Source organism: Algoriphagus sp. UBA3586, from assembly GCF_002376385.1.
Lineage (GTDB): Bacteria > Bacteroidota > Bacteroidia > Cytophagales > Cyclobacteriaceae > Algoriphagus > Algoriphagus ornithinivorans.
Genome location: NZ_DFMT01000013.1, coordinates 58200 through 74478, shown reverse-complemented (window position 1 = coordinate 74478; position 16279 = coordinate 58200). Strand labels below are relative to the sequence as shown.

17 protein-coding genes and 1 tRNA gene are annotated in these 16279 nt (G+C 41.8%); 2 read left to right on the top strand and 16 right to left on the bottom strand.

The genetic code is table 11. The annotated features are described in order from the left end of the window. Positions 1-18: 18 nt before the first annotated feature. The 10 genes from B2906_RS03570 to B2906_RS03525 form a co-directional block, all read right to left on the bottom strand. A complete protein-coding gene (locus B2906_RS03570; RefSeq protein ID WP_219957100.1) occupies positions 19-330 on the bottom strand; it encodes a hypothetical protein in 312 nt (103 codons plus the stop codon). Further along, positions 320-814 (bottom strand): RNA polymerase sigma factor, encoded by a 495-nt coding sequence (locus B2906_RS03565; protein WP_091652319.1) that lies wholly within the window; start codon positions 812-814, stop codon positions 320-322. The genes B2906_RS03570 and B2906_RS03565 overlap by 11 nt, the downstream gene beginning before the upstream one ends. A 98-nt stretch (positions 815-912) precedes the next feature. Beyond that, positions 913-1578 carry an outer membrane beta-barrel protein gene (locus B2906_RS03560; RefSeq protein WP_219957099.1) on the bottom strand — a complete coding sequence of 222 codons (666 nt, stop codon included), beginning with the start codon at positions 1576-1578 and terminating at the stop codon, positions 913-915. A gap of 31 nt (positions 1579-1609) precedes the next feature. Further along, positions 1610-4381, bottom strand: coding sequence for a TonB-dependent receptor (locus B2906_RS03555; protein WP_219957098.1), 2772 nt, complete (start codon positions 4379-4381; stop codon positions 1610-1612). 99 nt (positions 4382-4480) lie between these two features. Further along, positions 4481-4684 (bottom strand): hypothetical protein, encoded by a 204-nt coding sequence (locus B2906_RS03550; protein WP_219957097.1) that lies wholly within the window; start codon positions 4682-4684, stop codon positions 4481-4483. Between the two features lie 10 nt (positions 4685-4694). After that, complete coding sequence (gltX, locus tag B2906_RS03545; RefSeq protein WP_286935624.1) at positions 4695-6233, bottom strand: glutamate--tRNA ligase; 1539 nt, start codon at positions 6231-6233, stop codon at positions 4695-4697. 200 nt (positions 6234-6433) lie between these two features. After that, positions 6434-6799: a 50S ribosomal protein L19 gene (gene rplS, locus B2906_RS03540; RefSeq protein WP_091652338.1), complete on the bottom strand. Its 366-nt coding sequence runs from the start codon at positions 6797-6799 to the stop codon at positions 6434-6436. A gap of 51 nt (positions 6800-6850) precedes the next feature. Beyond that, positions 6851-7567: a tRNA (guanosine(37)-N1)-methyltransferase TrmD gene (gene trmD, locus B2906_RS03535; protein ID WP_091652340.1), complete on the bottom strand. Its 717-nt coding sequence runs from the start codon at positions 7565-7567 to the stop codon at positions 6851-6853. Positions 7568-7570: 3 nt separating this feature from the next. Beyond that, positions 7571-8101, bottom strand: coding sequence for a ribosome maturation factor RimM (gene rimM / locus B2906_RS03530; protein WP_219957095.1), 531 nt, complete (start codon positions 8099-8101; stop codon positions 7571-7573). Positions 8102-8115: 14 nt separating this feature from the next. After that, complete coding sequence (locus tag B2906_RS03525; protein WP_091652347.1) at positions 8116-8676, bottom strand: 30S ribosomal protein S16; 561 nt, start codon at positions 8674-8676, stop codon at positions 8116-8118. A gap of 161 nt (positions 8677-8837) precedes the next feature. On the opposite strand from B2906_RS03525, the gene B2906_RS03520 reads away from it, so the two are divergent. Next, positions 8838-8909: transfer RNA gene (locus B2906_RS03520), tRNA-Arg, on the top strand. Positions 8910-9066: 157 nt separating this feature from the next. Here B2906_RS03520 and B2906_RS03515 read toward each other — a convergent pair. The 5 genes from B2906_RS03515 to B2906_RS03495 all read right to left on the bottom strand — a co-directional run bounded on the left by B2906_RS03515 (position 9067) and on the right by B2906_RS03495 (position 13828). Continuing rightward, a complete protein-coding gene (locus B2906_RS03515) occupies positions 9067-9492 on the bottom strand; it encodes a hypothetical protein (RefSeq protein ID WP_286935623.1) in 426 nt (141 codons plus the stop codon). 1 nt (position 9493) lies between these two features. Further along, positions 9494-9790, bottom strand: a complete 297-nt coding sequence (locus B2906_RS03510; RefSeq protein ID WP_286935622.1) for a hypothetical protein — start codon at positions 9788-9790, stop codon at positions 9494-9496. 814 nt (positions 9791-10604) lie between these two features. Continuing rightward, a complete protein-coding gene (locus B2906_RS03505; RefSeq protein ID WP_286935621.1) occupies positions 10605-11948 on the bottom strand; it encodes a hypothetical protein in 1344 nt (447 codons plus the stop codon). Positions 11949-12044: 96 nt separating this feature from the next. Next, positions 12045-13115 (bottom strand): dipeptidase, encoded by a 1071-nt coding sequence (locus B2906_RS03500; protein WP_286935620.1) that lies wholly within the window; start codon positions 13113-13115, stop codon positions 12045-12047. Positions 13116-13117: 2 nt separating this feature from the next. Next, a complete protein-coding gene (locus B2906_RS03495) occupies positions 13118-13828 on the bottom strand; it encodes an SAM-dependent methyltransferase (RefSeq protein ID WP_286935618.1) in 711 nt (236 codons plus the stop codon). 85 nt (positions 13829-13913) lie between these two features. Here B2906_RS03495 and B2906_RS03490 point away from each other — a divergent pair, with 85 nt between their 5' ends. Continuing rightward, entirely contained in the window at positions 13914-15248 is a 1335-nt protein-coding gene (locus tag B2906_RS03490; RefSeq protein WP_286935617.1) for an amidohydrolase family protein, read from the top strand. 56 nt (positions 15249-15304) lie between these two features. Here the strand turns inward: B2906_RS03490 and B2906_RS03485 are convergent, their stop codons facing one another. After that, positions 15305-16063: an alpha/beta fold hydrolase gene (locus tag B2906_RS03485; RefSeq protein WP_286935616.1), complete on the bottom strand. Its 759-nt coding sequence runs from the start codon at positions 16061-16063 to the stop codon at positions 15305-15307. Positions 16064-16279 lie beyond the last annotated feature (216 nt).

Sequence of the window (16279 nt, the reverse complement as noted above, 5' to 3'; positions counted from 1 at the left end):
AGGTTAAGTTGGTTTAGCTTAGAATTCTGTTAGTAATGAGGAGGTGCTTGACTCCCAAACATCGATGTATGCCTTTTCCTCTATAATCAATGTTTGCTGCTGATTTTCATTTTCTTGAAGAGAAATAATAATTACCTCATTGGGCGCTTCTTTGGCTGGTTCTTGTTGATACCATAATAATCCTCCAACGAGTAAGGATGCAGCTATTCCCATTGGGAACCACCAATTAAAGGTGCTCACCTTTGTTTCCGGGAATTCGGGAATAGGAAGGTTTTGATCTTGCTTCTTCATTTCAGAGAAAAAGTCTTTTATCAGTTGATCATTTTCCATGATATTCCAGTATTTGGGATTTTAAGATTAATTCTTTGAGTTTCTTTTTTCCGCGCTCGTAATGAGTTCGGGCCGTTCCAAGGCTGATTTGAAGGATCTCAGCACTTTCAGCAATAGTCATTTGGTGGTAAAAAACCGAAGTAATGACTTCTCTTTGCATTGTCGGAAGTTGGCTGAGAATTGCCTCAAAATTCAATTCTTCAGTATCCTTCTCAGGTTCTATAAAATCATCCTTTTCTCCTAAGGCCTGCAGTCTATTTCCTTTTCTCAATGAATCTATGCAAGTATATCGGATGATTGAAAAAAGCCAGGTTTTAACCTTAGTAGCATCTTTTAGCTTAGCTTTTCCTTCAAGGATTTTGAGATAAGATTGCTGAAGCATGTCTTTAGCGAGTTCATCATCAAATTGACAGCATTGCCTTGCCCAGATGTAGGCTTCTCGATGATGAAGCTTTAAGATATGTTCGAGCTGTGACCGATTCATTTACATCCTTTAGTCGGGTAAAGAGAGGAATATATGACAGAACGAAAGGAAAAAAATTAAGATTTTTAAAAAGGTTGAAAACCAATTACCTAAATAATCTATTTCTTAGTCTTAGGATCTCGCACTCTAAACAAATACGCTAGTGTAAACTCCAAATTTGTAGAATTCATGTCGAAAATCCTGTCCTGACTCTCAGGATTGGTGAAGTCATAAGAAAAACGAACCTCTCCCGAAATGGTGCTCTTGCCAAATAGTTTGGAAATCCCTGCTCCACCGGTAAGTCCATACATAAATCGATTCGGCTTGTCGTTGGCTCCTCCGTAAGTAGGAATCACAGGTGTATTGGGGTTGCTGATTTGCCTTTGAACTTCATTAGCTTTCATCAGATAACCAAAATGAGGGCCCATTTTGATTTGAAATCTTCCGCTTCTCCCGGCAAAAAAACTAGCTAGTAATGGGAATTTCAAGTATTCTAACTCTGTCCTATTGACTAAAATGGGTTCATCTTCTCCATTGACCTGCTGAAAGCCCAAAGTGATCCATTGGATATTAAGTTCAATCCCAGCGTTTTTTGAATTAAAATGCTCTACGACCAAGGCAAAAGTGGGCTTACCTACACTCTCGGTGCTGATAGCCCGAAAATTTGCTGCAGGCCTGTATGAATAAGAGGAAGTCGCATAGCCAGCTCTAACCCCAACACTTGTTTGGGAGAATCCAAAATGACTGAGAAAAATTAAAAAAGAAAGCAGGATGAATTGACGCATGTGCAAAATTAAGGATTAACCAACCAAATAACTATTTGGAATTGATGATGAAAGTTCCGGAAACTGGCTCTCCATTGAGTCCAAGACCCCTCACTTCCACAATCATCGGGCCAGCTAGATCATTGGTGTAAAAACTGATATTCACTTTTCCGGATTCATCAGTTACTAGGTAAGGATTCCAGTAAAGTGTTTGTCTTTGATCCTTCCCGCTGAAATCTTTTTCTTGCTCATAATCCATGTAAAAGAAGGACTTGACAGGTTCATACCCTTCGATCACAAATTGGGACAAGCCTACTGTAGGCATCAAAGGGGATGAGATGTTTTGATTTCCTTCTTTGAGATAAACAGCTATTACTCCATTTCTTCCTTGATCACCAAGCATAGATACAGTTCTGGAAACGACCTCAATTCTATCAATATCATTGGGATTGATACTTCTAAGGTTGTCTGCCGCAGTTGAACTTCCTGTACTGGCCATGATTGCACCATTGATCATGACCAAGGGTTCCATCGAGCTGCTTACTGAAGTAGCTCCACCTCTCAAACGTATTTGTTGTCTTCCAGAGGCACCCTCTAGGGTTACCCGCATGCCCGGAACATTCCCTGCCAAGCTATTGACTAAATCAACTGAATTTCCGGTTGCCATGATTTTATCACCGCTAACCACATAGTCAGCATTTCCATAAATAGCCTCAATCTTGGTGGCTTTTTTATCTTCTACCAGTACAGGTTCCAATTCCTGTTCTCTTTCACGGAGATTTATTTCCCGGATAGGTGTATCACTTTTTTCAATCGTAGGAAATATGCTGTTTTTTGGCAAAGAGACAGGTGCATTTAGTTCCGGCTCCAACTGAATATTAGAGATGTTCTTTCCTTTTTTGTCCTGAGCCTGAATTGCAATTTTCATAGGACCGTAGAATTCCATTTCCTCCAAAGAAAAATCCCCATTTCGATCTGACTCTAGATCTACAATTCCTTCAAAATCATTGATGAAAACAGTAACCTGACTTTGTACTCCTTTTCCTTTTTCATCCAGGACTTTTCCTTTTTGGGTGAGGGATTTTTCTACTGGATAGGAAAAGCGATCAATTTTGATGCTCTCTGGAATCTCATCCAAGACTAAAGTCTGTTTGATTTTAGCAGGATCCTCCATAGGCGACACCAAACTTTGATCTAAAACTGATACTGATAAATTGGCTTGAATTGGCTTTTGATTTTTATCAGTAAGAGTCAATGTCAAGTTTACTTTTTCCCGAGGGCCATAGCTATTTTTAGGGGTATTGACCTGAATATATTCCGAGCCCAGGGTCAGTTCCCCTTTAGCGTTAAGTCTTTCAAAAGGGCCTAAAACAGGAAGGGTTTTAATGAAGTAATGATCCGGGCCGTAATTTTTATTCCAGTTGGTATAGGCTCTCAGGTAATATTTTTTCTCTGATAAACTATCTGGTAGGTAAAAATTTCCCACTACTACTCCATCAAAAATTTTGAATTTTTTCTCAATGACAAAGTCCCTAGTAGAATTCAATAATTCCACATGCAGAACTTTGCTCAATTCCTCTTTCAGGTAAGGATTTCCATACTTAAAGTAAGCCTTGAAAAACACCTCATCTCCAGCATAGTAATAAGGTTTATCCGTATGCAGGTAGACCTTCTCCTGAAAATTAGCTGCAGTTCTCTCTAAATTTTGAAGTTGAATAGCTTTCTCAGCGTCGTAATCTAAGGGTAGGATAGTAGCGATCCTTTTCCTATCCATATCTCCGGAGAAAACCAGGTCCTGTGGATTGAGAATTGATCCATTTTCCCGAACCCGAACTTTTCCTCCATTGACCTCCAGCCAGGATACCGGATATGGGGCATCTTTGTAGGTGTTGATTTGTGTATATCCTTTTTGATAATGAATCTCAATTCTGCCTTTCAGATTGATCCAATATTCCCCTGGCTTGTCAGCTGGCACCACCATTTGATCAGTTTTGTAAGGGATTACCGAGCGACCCAATTCATTCGCAAAAATATCTGAGCGCATGTTGAGAGAAGGAGAGCCTCCTGGTTTATCTCCATAAAGGAAAAAGCCTTCCCTTTCCTGCTCTCCATTGATGATAGCCCGGAACATGTTCTGAGGGGACTTTCTGTAGACGTCGGCACGGTTTTGTTCCCAAGTTTTGCGCTGGGTTTCCGATTCAGGTTTCATCTCCTCAAATCTCGCTGCGCCTGCTATCCGATAATTGGTTGGGGTATTGAAAAACTCTTTTAAGTCAAAAGTTATTTTATAGCCCAAGTAGTTGTTATTGATTTCCAAGGGTAATTGGGTGGAGGCCTTGAAGGTGTTTTTATCGCTCACTTCGGGGAAGTCTACCACCCAGGGATTTTCTATGATTGCCTGCGCAGCAATGGCATCATTTCCCAAGAAGAGATTTTGAAATTTCCTTAGATCCCTTTCCCAACTTTTATCTCTTTTCGCTTTGATTTCTACATCTGACAGCTCGGTTTCAAGGGCTTTCATACTTAGGTTGACAGTCAGGAGACCTCCAGGATTTAAATTGACTTTTTTGGTCTCTGCCTGATAGCCCATAAAGGAAAAGCTCAACTCCAAGGGTCCCGCTTCAAGATTTTCCAATAAATAAGCGCCATTCATATCTGTGACTGTAGAGATGGTGGTATTATTGATAAACACATTGCAAAACGGTAGTGTCTCCCCTGTGTCAGCGTCTTTGACAATGCCTTTGATACTGCCTGTTTGGGAATAGGTTAAGGAAGCATTTAGAATGAATAACAAAAATAGAATGAGTGGTTTTCCTGCTTTCATCTGATTTATCGAAACTATTAGGTAAAGTTTAAAAGTAATTAGTTTGTAGATAATTATCTTTAAAAGAAAAGAAAAAAAGCTCCAATTAGGAGCTTTTTTCTATTTCTTAGGTTTTTTAACATCTTCTAAATCGTCTCGATCTTTCAACTTTTTGTCTTCCACATTTTTATTCAAAAACTCGTTGATTTTATCGATAGGAAAGGAAGAATTAATCTCTCCGAATGAGTTGATTTCCATTTTGAAACCTTTCAGTTCATCGTGAACTTTTGGGTCTTCTTTTTTGGTTTTTTTCTTTTTAGCCATGACTTGAATTTTATCCTGCAACAGGAAGGCTTTCAATCGCAAACTTGATTCTTGCTGCTACTTCCTTAGCACCTAAGATAGCAAATATCTCCATCAAATCCGGTCCTGCACCTGCACCTGTGACCGCCAATCTTACTGCTTGCATAACTTTTCCCAACTTAACTTCCACAGCAGCGGCCGAATTTTCCAATAGGGACTTGGCGGTTGCCCCGTCAAAATCGCCAGAATGAGCCTCTATACTTCCTGCATAGTGCTCCAGTACTTTGACTGCATCTTCATTCCATTTTTTACTGGCTACCTGCTCGTCAAATGAGGTAGGAGCGATTAGCAAGAATTTATTTTCACTCCAGATTTCAGACGCGAACGTTACTCGCTCTTTTGTCAAAGCAACGATAGCCTCTGCCTTTTCCTGAGAAAGCTCCATGCCATCCTTGGCTGCATCGGCAATTACCTGTATAGCCAATTCTTGGTTGGATTTGGTACGGATGTATTGCTCATTATACCATTTTGCTTTAGCGATGTCGAATTTGGTTCCTGCCTTACCGATTCTTTCTATGCTAAATGCTTCTATCAATTCTTCTTTGGAAAAAATCTCGCGCTCATCTCCGGGATTCCAACCCAAGAATGCCAGGAAGTTTAATAGGGCTTCAGGAAGATAGCCTTGCTCTCTAAAACCTGCAGCCGTTTCTCCGCTTTCCTTATTTTCCCAATTGAGTGGGAAAACAGGGAACCCTAACTTATCGCCATCTCTTTTGGATAATTTTCCATTACCATCTGGTTTCAGAAGGAGTGGCAGATGAGCAAATTCCGGCATGGTGTCTTCCCAACCGAAGAATTTATAAAGTAGCACGTGCAATGGAGCTGATGGTAGCCATTCTTCCCCTCTGATGACATGCGTAATGTCCATCAAATGATCATCCACGATGTTTGCAAGGTGATAGGTTGGCATCCCGTCAGACTTCATCAATACTTTATCATCCAAAGTACTGGAATGAACCATCACCCATCCTCGAATCAGGTCATTCATTCTCACCTCTTCTTTTCGAGGGATTTTCACCCGAATGACATAAGGTTCACCCGATGCTAAGCGCTCTTTCACCTCTTCTTCAGAGAGCGTCAGAGAGTTTTTCATTTGGGTTCGGGTAATGCTGTTATACTGAGGGGTCACCACTCTGGCAGCTGTTAGTCTTTCCCGCATAGCTTCCAGTTCCTCTGCTGTATCAAAAGCATAGTAGGCATGTCCCTTTTCCACTAAGTCCAAAGCGTACTGCATATAGTCAGCCTTTCGCTCAGATTGGCGATAAGGGGCTACCGAACCTGGATTCCATGGGCTTTCATCTGGAGCTATCCCCAACCATTCCAAAGAGTCTTTAATGTACTCCTCTGCACCAGGAACAAATCTATTCTGATCTGTATCTTCTATTCTCAAGAGGAATTTACCTCCCGTTTTTTTGGCAAAAAGGTAATTGTATAGGGCGGTTCTTACACCTCCAATATGCAAGGGCCCTGTGGGTGAAGGGGCAAATCGTACGCGAACTTCTCTACTCATGGAATTGTGTTTCTAGTCTGAAAACAGGCTATTTGATATAAAGTTTTTCAAATCAGGGTGCAAAGATAAGGATTTGTGGAGGATTGTAAGAGGGGTTGAGCTGAATGAAATGGAGGGCTGGCTTTTTCCTGTCTACAAATGGCTTTAAACCAAAAAAGGAACCCATTGCTGAGTTCCTTTTTTATGATTTCCGGAGAAGCTTAGTGCTTCACCTGGATTTTTTCCTTGATACGAGCAGCTTTACCCTGACGTCCTCTCAAGTAGAACAATCTAGCTCTTCTTACTCTACCTTGTCTCAATAGATCGATTTGCTCGATAGAAGGAGAAAGGATAGGGAAGATACGCTCTACACCGATACCGTTCGAGATTTTTCTTACTGTGAAAGTCTCACCATTGGTATTCGGGTTTTTACGCTGGATTACAGTTCCCTGGAACTGCTGGATTCTTTCCTTGTTACCTTCTTTGATACGTACGTGTACGTTGATGGTATCACCAGCTTTGAAAGAAGGGAATTTGGCTCTCGCCTCGCTGTATTCCGCTTCTACAATTTTCATTAGTTCGCTCATAGCTTCTATATTTTATGCTTTCGCTGTTTGGCCAACGCGTGGCTTATTCAATTACTTTTTGTTCGATTTCAAATCGCTTTCCCCTAATCCGGACTTGGCCCAAAGGTCAGGTCTTCGCTCACGGGTTCGGCGAACCGACGCTTCAAATCTCCATTCATTTATTTTGGCTTCATGCCCAGAAAGTAACACTTCCGGCACTTCCATTCCTTGCCATTCAGCAGGCCTGGTATAGACTGGTGGGGCTAACAGATTGTCCTGAAAGGAATCTGTCAAGGCAGAAGTCTCATCGTTTAAAACGCCCGGTAGGAGTCTGATCACTGCATCCGCCACTACAGCTGCTGCCAATTCACCTCCTGAAAGGACGAAATCTCCGATACTGATTTCCTGAGTGATAAACCGCTCTCGAATTCTCTCATCCACACCTTTGTAGTGACCACAAAGGATCAGTAGATTTTGCTTCATCGATAGCGTATTTGCCATGGGCTGATCAAAAGTCTTGCCGTCAGGAGTCATATAGATGATTTCATCATATGTTCTCTCTTTTTGCAAAGCCTCGATGCAGTTGGCGATGGGTTCAATCATCATGACCATTCCCGCGCCGCCTCCAAAGGCATAATCGTCTACCTGCTTTTGCTTGCCAGTGGCATAATCCCGCAAATTGTGCACTCGAATTGTGGCTAGTCCTTTTTCCTCAGCTCTTTTTAGAATAGAGTGAGAGAAAGGCCCTTCCAATAATCCGGGAACAACGCTGATGATGTCAATGTGCATGCCTCAGTCTTCCAAATAAATGTCAAGTAAACCTTCGGGTAATCGGCAGTAAACTTTTTTAGCTGCCTTGTCCACCTTTTGAATGATGCCATCCTGAATTGGGATGAGCACTTCTTTGTTTTGGTGTTTTACTCCGAGGAGATCTTGGGTTTCCAGATCGTAAATGATTTCCACCGGACCGAGAAGTCCCTTGGTTTCATCCTCTACCTCAAACCCTATTAATTCATGGTAGTAATATTGATCGTCTGTTAGTTCGGGAAGTTCGCTAAGCGGAAGGTAAACTTCCGACCCTACCAAATGCTCCACCTGCTCTATGCGATCCAGCTCCTCAAATTTTGCCAAGGCTTTATTTCCTGGCTGTAAGACAAAGTGTTCCAAAAAGAATGGAACCAATCTGCCTTTTTGTTCGAGGAAAAGGTGCTCCAGATCTTCATAATCCTCTGGATAATCCACATCCAGCACCACAACTATTTCACCACGAAGTCCATGAACCTTGGCTACATAGCCTAATTGAAAGCATTGCTCCTTGTTCATGGGGAGATTCTTTATTAAGCTTCTGTTGCTTCGTCGCCTTCTGCGGAAGCTTCAGGAGCTGCTTCTTCGCTAGCTTCTTCAGCAGGAGCCTCAGCAGCCGCTGCAGCAGCTTTTGCTTCGTCTTCTCTAGCTTTGATAGCATCCAAACGAGCCTGGTTCTTAGCAGCTTCAGCTTCCAAAGCTTTCTTACGAGCTTCTTCTTTAGCCTTGCCGATAGAATCAACCTTGCCTGCGATTTTCGCGTCTTTTTCGTTCAACCAAGCTTCGAACTTCGCATCCGCTTGTTCTTGAGTGATTGCTCCTTTGATTACACCGATTTGAAGGTGTTTTTTCAGCATGACACCTCTGTAAGAAAGCATAGCTTTTACAGTGTCAGTTGGCTGAGCTCCGTTCAACAACCACTGTAGAGCACGCTCATTGTTGATGTTGATGGAAGCAGGGTTAGTGTTCGGATTGTAAGTACCGATTTTCTCGATGAAGCGTCCATCACGTGGAGCTCTTGCATCTGCGATAACCACGTCATAGATAGCCATTTTCTTTCTACCTCTACGTGCTAATCTGATTTTAACTGCCATAATTTAAATTGTGTTTGTTTAGTGGATGGAACCCGTCCATCCTAAATTTGGAGTGCAAAGATAGGGTAATTCCCTGTAATGCCATAAGTTGGGTCGAAATAATTTGTCAAAAAGTAGGGTTTTATTTTAACTTGCGTGACTTGAATTTAGATTCAAGGCTTGGCCCTGTAGTTCAACGGATAGAACAAGCGTTTCCTAAACGCTAGATCTAGGTTCGATTCCTAGCAGGGCTACTATATTAACGTTTTGGCGCTTGGCGCAGTGGCGGATTTCGGAGCACTAAACTGTCAATACACCACAAAAGTTGATACGAGGTAAAATGTTCAATTAACCACGTTACCCGCCATTGAGCCAAACGCCTGTTATAGGGCGTTTTTTTTTCTTCTGTCGTCATTTTACAATCTTTTGAATTGAAGGTTCGTCAACTCTTAACCACCTTAAAATTTCCTTCGCTCTTGTTTTGTCTTTCTTTTTGGCTCTATCAAACTCGTCCATTAGTCCGCTTTCCCATAGTCTTTCATTCACTGTCATTCCTGATAGACCTACAATTTTTTGGATTCTGTAAAGTATTTGTTCGTCAATGAGTTTTTTAAAAATGTGTTCACAAGCTTCTTTTTCAGTCGTAAAAGTTCTTATTGAGTGTTTCTCACCACGCTCTTTATAAAAAGTTTCATATTCAAGTCCGTTTTGTCCTTGTCTTATTGTTAAGCCTATTTTGTCATTGTCGTCAGTAGAGCCGAAAAGTCCGTGTAGGAAATATTGGTCTTCGCCAATTCCATTGCTTTTTAATTTTGTATGTAGTTCAGCTAATGTCATTTTAATCGATTGTTACACTGCCGATTATTATATAATCAAATTCGTCATTTTCTTCTTTTACCAAAGCACCGCCAACTGTCACAGAGTAATGTTGTCCAAGTGGTTTAAATGTTTCCTTTTCATATCTTGGTTTAAGTTCGATTAGGTCGCTTGTCAATTTTTTGCCTTTTATTGGTTTAGTCAATTTAACCAATAATTTTTCTCCGCCACGGTCAGAAATAATCGTCCCGAAAAGATTTTCTTCCCAATCCCAAGGTTCACTTACTATTATTCTTACTGTTTGTCCTTTCAAACTCATTGTAGTTGTGTCGTCTTTTAAAATGCCCTATAACTTGTTTATTTATGCACTTTTTGTAATTCTATTTACCATTTCTAGCTGCATAGATGCACCTTTAGTAATGTTATTCCATCTTACTGCCTAACGAATTCTCCCATTACCCAATTCGCTCGTGCGCCAGCGACTCATGAACTAGTGCACGTTTTTTCCCATCAGCTCAAGAACATATTAAAAATCGGGAGCTGTTTGATTTTTAAATGAAAAGGGAGATTGAAATATTACCCTTCTTATTCGCCATACAAAATCAGGGGCATTCACAAACTCTCCAAGTCCCCATTAGTCGTCTATATTATTTGTTAAATGGATTCTTGTCTTATTCCGAAACTAAATTAAGAATTTCGTCCAAACTGTCTAGCGAACTCTGCTCCTTTTTATTGGAAATCGAAAGAATGTGTGTGTAAATCTCCTTGGTTTTTTACTTCAGCCATGACCAGGGCAATAGATAAAAACCCTCACCTACCTTCATTTTACGATATGTCAGATTTGATTCTTCGAACTTCCTCAAGATTGTTACGAAGTAGGTGTTGCCTGAGGGGATGAAGGTAAAATCACCTTGCAGTTAGAGATAGAATGGGGACGTGTTTTACTGCAATAAAAATTTACAAACAATTGAAATACTGGTATTTGAAAAACTACCTAATAACAAGCGTTTCCTAAATGCTAGATCTAGGTTCTCCGCCCGGCTGAAGCCATTCGGACGGGGATTCCCGTCGGGGCTATAAAAAAACCTCAGAAGATATTTTCTGAGGTTTTTTTGTTGTTTTTGAATATTGATTTATTGCAATCGTGCTTGAATCTCCTCAATCAATCCTTGGTATTTAATCATGATTCTTGACCAATCTCTAAATAGCTCATCATCCTTAACGGTAACCACCTCTTTCACCCTACTTGGATCATTAAGATCTGCCGCTTGACTGACTAATTTGACAGCATAGGCTAATTGGTCGGAGTTGCCTCCAGAACTCACAATAACTCTGGTTCTGATGACAGATGAATTGAAATTCTCGACTTGCCAAGAAGTGGTCAGATATCCTGTGTTAAAATCCACAGTTTCTAAAATATCAAAATATCGGGTAACAATGGAGGATAATATTCTCCAAGCTTCTTCGGCGCTGTAGGATTTATTCACAGGTACAGTGATTCTGACATTTGCCAAATCTGAAGAAACCGAATTGTCGTAGGCTTGATCCCTAGCCATTTCAATAGCATCTGCTACAGGTGGTGTATTTCTATCTGTTTGATTGCAGTAGTCTTTGTAATATTTCACAAAACCATCTTTGGATACAATAACAGAAATACAACGACCTTTAGGTACTTTCAATTCGTAGGAACCTACGCCTACACGCTGTCCCAATACCTCAATCGCTGCATCTGTAGGAATAGTGGTGATTTTCACCAATCTTTCATCCAAAACAGCAGATTCTCTCACAGGAGGATCAGGGTCGATTCCAGGTTTGTTGCAATAAACTTTGGTGTACTCTACAAAGCCTTCTTTATTGACTTTTACAGTAACACAATCACCAGCCGGAACGATGATATCTTGATTTCCTTTACCCATAGGCATTCCGTTGAGGCTTACTTGCCCGTCTGCTGGCTGTACTTCCAGGCGAACTTGTCTATTTTTTAATTCGAAAAATTCTCGAACCGGAGGAGTCTCTCGCTCTGGTGAATTGTAATAGGTTTTGGTAACCGACGCAAAACCCGGCTTTTTAATTTCCAAAGTAGCAGAGCGGTCTTTGGGGATGGTCATGTAAATAGCTTTTGACCCGATTTTTCTGCCATCTACAAATATCTCGGCATCAAAAGGCTCAACTGAGATATCAATTCTTCGGGTATCTAAAACTACATCTTGCGATTTATCCCATTTCAGGTCTTTATTGTACTCTTTGATGACTGGCTGATAGCCTGGTTTGGTAATTTTTATCCGATTCTTGGAGTTTTTTTCAAGCTTATACTCAATTGATCCCGTTCCCAACTCCTGCTTTTCGGAGTCATCGTAATCATTTAATAAGATAAATTTAGCATCAGAATGATTTGCTCTTATTTGAAGCTTTTGGCCTTGAGAAGAAAAAACAATAAAACCACAAATCAGAAAACTTAGTAGAAATTTAAAATTCATAGAAATTGAAAGGTTGGCGTTTAACTACTGCAAATAATTCAATTTGAATTATTTATGCAACCAATCAAAGGGTAGATTTATACAATTTCAGATCAATTATCCCCAATTTTTCTTCAAAAAGTTCAACCAATTGCCGTGCATGACTTTTTCTATGTCATTTTTCTCGAAACCCTTGTTCTTCAGCAGGTCTGGAATCTTGCTGAGATCAGCAATGCTTTCCAAATCCCAAGGGCATTGCTCTTTGCCAAATCCTCCATCCAAGTCTGAACCTATTCCTATGTGGTCAGCATTTCCGGCAATTTGGCAAATGTGATCCAAATGATCCAAAACTGTAGTAATTCTCACGTCCCGCTCAACTGGCGTAGATTTTCCCCTTTCCCAGTTGGGACTAAGCATCCAGGCATCAAATGCTCCTCCTATCACGGCTCCTCGCTCTATCAAGGCCTGGATCATATCATCTGAAAACTGGCGGTTATGATCCACCAAGGCCCGGCAATTGTTGTGGCTGGCCCAGACTGGTCCCTTAAATATTTTCAAGGCCTCCCAAAATGCTTCGTCACATAAATGCGTGGCATCTAAGATCATACCCAGCTCATCCATTTTTCTAAGTAATTCTTTCCCTTGAGAATTGAGTGGGGCAGAAGCATCAGTTCCATGCGCATAGCGTCCGGGGCCGTAATGAGCTGGCCCGATTGCACGCAATCCATAATCGTAGGCTTTTTCCAAATAATCCAAATTGACCAGGGAGTCTGCACCTTCCAGAGAAAGTATAAAGCCTATTGGGTGCTTGCTTTTATCAGTTGCAGCATTCCAGCTCGCCAAGTGAGCCTCTAATTCTTTCCAATTTTTGATTTGGGACATTTCACCTTGGTCAACCATCGCTTGGTACCATGCCAATTGTCCCTGTGTATGAGCCCAAGCCTGCTCTGGGGAATGCCATCCGGGCAGGGGATTTCCCGGAGCGACATAGCGGGCAATTTGAGTTGCGACAACCAAACCTATATTTCCTTTTCTTAACTCTGGAAGGGAGACAGTCGCCCGGCCTCTGTCGGGTTTGTCATTCAGTCCTTTTTCCCTGGCATTAATTTCTGAGATTGGTCGAGTCAAATCTCTGTTCCACTCCAAAGCATTCATGCTCAGGTCCAAATGTGCGTCAAGAATAAACATGGTTAAAAGCTTTGAAGGATGAATACAGTCGGGATCTTATGCAGGTCAATAGGGTTCTTTTTCCAGTCCGAAATGGTCTTGGTTTGGATCAGTTCATCAGCAGCGGTCAGATTTTTGGCAATGCACAATTTGGTTTGAGGAGAAAGGGCCGCCAATGCATCTTCCAGCAATTGATTGTTGCGGAAGGGTGTTTCCATAAAAATCTGGGCTCTATGCTCTTTTGCTGACTCTGCTTCCAGTTTTCTCAGAGCCTGATTTCTTTCTTTTTTGTCTATGGGTAAGTATCCGTGAAAAGCGAATGACTGACCGGAAAAACCAGAGCCCATCAAGGCCAAAAACATGGAACTTGGCCCTGATAGTGGAACCACCTGAATCCCTCTGGCATGGGCATGAGCCACTGCCAAAGCTCCTGGGTCTGCAATTCCCGGACATCCAGCTTCAGAAATAATTCCAACATCGGCGCCTTTGAAAAGAGGTTGCAGTAATCGGTTGATGCTCTCCGGCGTGGTATTTTTATCCAAGATTTCCATATGGACTTCCTCCAAGTTTACGCCCAATTTCAAACTGGAGATATAGCGACGTGCGGTTCTGAGATTTTCGACCAGAAAAACTTTGGTATGAGCGATCACCTCTTTCACTTGGGGAGTAATGACCGCATCTGCCGTATTTTCTGCGAGTACATTGGGGATCAAAAAAAGTTTTCCTTGGGGCATCTTGAATTTGATTTTAGACAACGAAGTTAAAATTTAAAAAGCAAAATCATTACCTTTTGATTGGATCAGACCAAATCAGATGCTTATGAATTTTAAAACCCAGCTCTTCCTTGTTTTTTTCCTGATTTCAGGCAATTTGTTTCCCCAAAACCTCAAAGCCCTCGTAGGAGGCACGCTGATCGACGGATTCGGAGGTACGCCGATTCGTAATTCGGTCATCATTGTCGAAGGAGAGCGGATCAAGGCTGTGGGGCAAGTGGGAAGTTTGGAGATTCCGGCAGGGGCCGAAATTATCTCAACTGAAGGAATGAGTGTCCTTCCCGGGCTTTGGGATATGCACGTTCACTTGATGATTAATGGGCACAGCGATTACGCACATTGGGACAGCACCTACATTGATCTTTTTGAGCCCGTTATTATGCCATCCTCCGCCCATCAGTTGCTGATGGCTGGAGTGACCAGCGCCAGGGATTTAGGTGCCCCTTTGGAAGCAAGTATTAATGTACGAGACCGAATCAATCGGGGTGAAATTCCAGGTCCCACTATTTACGTTTCCGGGCCATTTATCCAAAAGAAGCCTTATCCAGGAACTGAAGCATTTAGATGGGGAGTAAACGGTCCTGCGGATGCACGGGCAAAAGTGAAAAAATTGGCCGACGCCGGTGTGGATGTAATTAAGCTTATTGATCAGGATCAGATGACCTTGGAGGAAGCACAAGCCGTGGTTGATGAAGCCCACAAATATGGGCTTCCGGTGGTGGGGCACTCCCATAGACCGGATGAAATTAGAGTCGGGTTAAAGATAGGAGTTGACTGCTTCGAGCATACGGGGCTCAGTTCGGCTCCTGAATATCCGGAAGATATTATGCAGCTATTGAAGGAGCGTGCTGCCAAGATGAATTTGGGACCCATTTTCTGGACCCCTACCGTAGAAGGCTTGTACAATTACGAATATGTCCGAGATAATCCCGAAAAACTGGATGATCCCTCTTGGCACCTGGGTTTACCTGATTCGATTATCAGAGATATCCGGGCATCCTTGCGCTATCCAGGTAGGATGTCCTATTTCCAGCTTACGCCTGTGAGAAAACCAACCTTAGAACGGAAATTCAATCAACTCCGACAAAGCGGGGCGGTTCTTTTGATCGGGACAGACAGCGGCATCCCCATGAAGTTTCATAGCCAAAGCACCTGGAATGAGCTGGATGTCTGGGTGAATCGCTTCGGTATGGATCCACTCCTAACAATCAAAGCTGCTACTTATTGGCCTGCTGTGGCGATGAAAGTCGACAAGGACTATGGCACAATCTCCGAAGGAAAATATGCCGACATCATCGCTGTGCGAGGGGATGTGCTTCGCTATATCAACCTGCTACAGGATGTGGATATGGTGATGAAGCATGGACGAAAGGTGAAGTGAAAGTCAGAAAGCTCAAATGAGAAAGCTGAAACAAAACTCAATCAAGACCTTTAAAGTTAATTCAAGAATCTTCTGACTTCCTGAATTACTGCTTCTGGCTTCTCTGCGTGTAACCAATGCCCTGCATCCTGTACAAATTCGATTTGATAGTTGGGAAAATGCTCCAAGATATCCGGTAGGTCTTCCTGCCGAATGTAGTTTGAATTGGATCCTCCCAGAAATAGGGTAGGGCCTTCGTATTTTCCATCGGAGTCCAACTCTTCACCTACTTCTTCTATATTTTCAGTGATCACAGGAAGATTGATTTTCCAGACAAAACCTTCACTGTTTCTACCCAGACTTTTCAATAAAAATTGACGGATGCCTACTTCATCAATATACTTTGCCAACTGATCATCAGCCTCTTTTCTGGATTTGATTTGATCTAATTTGATGGAATTAAGCCCTTCTAAAATAGTTTGATGATGGACTTCATAATATCTGGGTGCAATATCGGCTACGATTAATCGATCCACCCGTTCAGGATACTCCACTGCAAAATTCATGGCAGTTTTGCCTCCCATGGAATGACCCATGAGGTAGATTCTATCCAAGCCTTCCTCATCAATTAGCTCCTTTAAATCTTCCACCATGACCCCGTAATTCCATTCCTCCGAGTGCGGGGAATCTCCATGATTTCTTTGATCCACCAGGTAAAGTGTAAAGTCTTTCTCCAGTTCTTTGGCAATGGAAAACCAGTTGTCCGCAGAACCAAATAGCCCATGAAGAATCACCAAAGGTTTACCTGTGCCTGTTTTCTTAAAGTTTAATTTCATGTGTTTATAATTTGTTTTTCAGAGGTCAAATGGAATCTTCGCATTGGTTCTCCGATACATCGGGGCGTCTCTCTGAGTGTCACTTTGGGCCATGCTCGATTTCATCTATTTAATTTTCAATGAGAAATTCACCTTTATCTAAAACTCATCAAGTAATGGAGATACTTTTTACTCTGAAAGTATACAACTAAAGTATGGGTATTTTCAAAATTTTGG